At 46.1% G+C, this 2429-nt stretch carries 3 protein-coding genes; 2 read left to right on the top strand and 1 reads right to left on the bottom strand.

The window, feature by feature from the left end:
* Window positions 1-604: 604 nt before the first annotated feature.
* Window positions 605-883, bottom strand: a complete 279-nt coding sequence (locus tag BUF15_RS26400) for a hypothetical protein (RefSeq protein ID WP_143170914.1) — start codon at window positions 881-883, stop codon at window positions 605-607.
* A 163-nt stretch (window positions 884-1046) separates the two neighbouring features.
* On the opposite strand from BUF15_RS26400, the gene BUF15_RS28610 reads away from it, so the two are divergent.
* Both BUF15_RS28610 and BUF15_RS26390 read left to right on the top strand, forming a co-directional pair.
* Window positions 1047-1319 (top strand): SHOCT domain-containing protein, encoded by a 273-nt coding sequence (locus tag BUF15_RS28610; RefSeq protein WP_073617364.1) that lies wholly within the window; start codon window positions 1047-1049, stop codon window positions 1317-1319.
* A gap of 369 nt (window positions 1320-1688) precedes the next feature.
* Window positions 1689-2222: a hypothetical protein gene (locus BUF15_RS26390; RefSeq protein ID WP_073617362.1), complete on the top strand. Its 534-nt coding sequence runs from the start codon at window positions 1689-1691 to the stop codon at window positions 2220-2222.
* The last annotated feature ends 207 nt before the right edge of the window (window positions 2223-2429 follow it).

Here is a 2429-nt window from a genome sequence, read left to right as displayed (position 1 = left end):
TGGCGAGAGGGTTGAACCAGTAAAAGAAGGTGAGCTGAACAGGGTGGTCAATATCTAAGAATGATTCTTCAAACACCAGACTTGACTATAACTCCAGAAATCGGGCTCAGTGCAACAAAAATTGCAACTTTTTGTTAAGCCAACCTAACTGCAGATCGAGGACCGAACAATGGCTACAGTTATCCCACGCAATACCAGGTACGGCATACACTTTCTTTACCAGGCGAGGCTGAAGGGATCCCCTTCCATATCTCAGACCTCCCCCCTGGAGATTGGGGCAGAAAAGTTGGGAGAGGATGTGGAGCACGCCCTGCGCACTGTTTTGCCATTGCCTTGGGAAGAAATCCCTCTTGATGACAAGTCTATTAGGCCGCAACCTTTACACTATTCTCAATAGATAAAGGCACTGGAAAAAGACTGTTAAACCATCGTTTTCATTCAAAGCATTGCGACCTCAATTGGTTTCCCGCTACCTGCGCCATTCACCCCGCCAGTGCAATGGCCAGAACATTCGAAAGAAAAAGCGAAACAAGATGTCACTTATGCCGGCGGGGGCTTTAATATTACCTGTGTGGATTACCACCCAATATATGTCGGCATATGTTCACATTGTAATAATGGAAGAGAATATCCGGCCGTCGGCAGGCCAGATAGACAAAATCTTTACGTGCTTCCACTGACCGAGCGGCAGATCACCGAAGTGTTTGGCCCTCCAACCCAAATTTTCAAAGTCGGTGAGGTGCGATACTGACCGATTATTCGCTTCAATCTCTTCTCGGATATCTTCCGACTGCAATCCCAACGACGAACCACCTTCTTCATTTCGTGAAGGGTGGATACTTTTTATCCAGCACCTTTCTTTCGCTGGGTATTTTTTACCCACCTGGCCCCCTTGTTTCTTCTTGCCTTTCCTGCAGCAAAAATTGCTTAGGTCGCAATATTGTGCCGTTACAGAATTCCACAACGACATGAGATCATGGCATGCAGATTGCTCAAGTATTATTATTCATTGAAAATCATCTAACCCATCACAAAAGGAGAGCAGTATGTGGGGACAACACTCTAGCAACTGGGGTTCCAATTTTTGTAATTTTGGCTCTTTATTTGGACACGGGCCATTTTTCATCGGATGGCTATTTCCACTACTCTTTTGGGGCATAATCCTTTTCGTACTTTTTTCCATCGTCAAATCCTTATTTACTGGCAACAGAAGATCACAAAATGATAGCGCGCTTGAAACATTGAGAAACAGATTCGCCTCCGGTGAAATTAGTGAGAGCGAGTTTATGGCTCAAAAGACAGTTCTCAGCAGAAAATGATACACCATTTTCAAGCAATGGAACTCGCTATACCAGCTCACTAAACGAGACCTGCCCGAGACTTCCCCAACCCTCATCACTCTCCAGCGTCACCAATTGGCAAGGTCCTAACCGTTCACCATGGCCTGGGTCTTACCATCATCACCCAATGACCGTCACCACACCATTCTCGATCAACGTCTTCAGCTCACAATCGAACTAAATCTTGATCCATATAATTGCCTTGTTCATCGCTGTCACGATCCACAGATCGATCAAACAGCAATGCGCATATCCGTGTTCATTGCGCTATGCACCAACCGCTATTAATTAGATTTAACAATATTTCTAAATCGCCCTTTGACATGATTAGTGGTAAAAAAACTGTCTATGCGATTACTCTTGCTTGGCATACTATTGGCGACCACCTTAACGGCTTGCGCCAATGTTTCACGGTTTCAGCGAGAATCCCTTGTGGCATTCGGGGAGCAACTCGATGGAGCCAGTGCGCCCCTCTACTACCTGATTCGCCTCGACCTAAAGAATTCCGCAAATGCCCGCACAACGAGCTTCTTCCTGAAGCTCTCACCAGACAGCCCGGCGATTGCATTCGAAGAGCTGCGACCCGAATTGGTGGCCCGCTACCTGCCGCCATTCACTCCGCCAAAGGAATGGCCGGAATTTCTGAAGGAAAAAGCGAAAAAGGATGTCGCGTATGCAGGCGGGGGCTTTCATATAATCTTTGAGAATGACCGACTAATGTATGTCGGCATATGCTCTCACTGTAATAATAGCCGAGAATATCCGGCCATCGGCACACCAGACGGCCAACACATCTACGTACTGCCACTGACGGAACAGCAGATCAGTGAAGTGTTCGGCTCTCCAGACCGGGTTTATAAGGTCAGTGAGGTTCGATACTGAGCGACTCTTCGCTTCAATTGTTTCCTACATCATCATTTGGAAAATTTGAAATGGCTGGAAAAGATAAAAAATCTGTTCATAGCTTTTCTGGGAAAGGTATATTCCCCCCCAAATAGAGGGCGTTCAAAATTTTGTGTCAGTTAACAAGAGCTGATATATACAGCTGACAAAGGAGACTGACATGACAGAAGATCAACCAGAATTCGA

The sequence above is a fragment of the Desulfopila aestuarii DSM 18488 genome (assembly GCF_900143695.1).
Lineage (GTDB): Bacteria > Desulfobacterota > Desulfobulbia > Desulfobulbales > Desulfocapsaceae > Desulfopila > Desulfopila aestuarii.
The sequence above is the reverse complement of the archived record's forward strand: the minus strand, read 5'-3'. Positions and strand labels throughout refer to the sequence as shown.

What these genes read in the sequence shown, in the direction of transcription:
- BUF15_RS28610 (WP_073617364.1), top strand. Translation starts at nt 1,047, where the DNA reads ATGTGGGGACAACACTCTAGCAACTGGGGTTCCAATTTTTGTAATTTT.
- BUF15_RS26390 (WP_073617362.1), top strand. Translation starts at nt 1,689, where the DNA reads ATGCGATTACTCTTGCTTGGCATACTATTGGCGACCACCTTAACGGCT.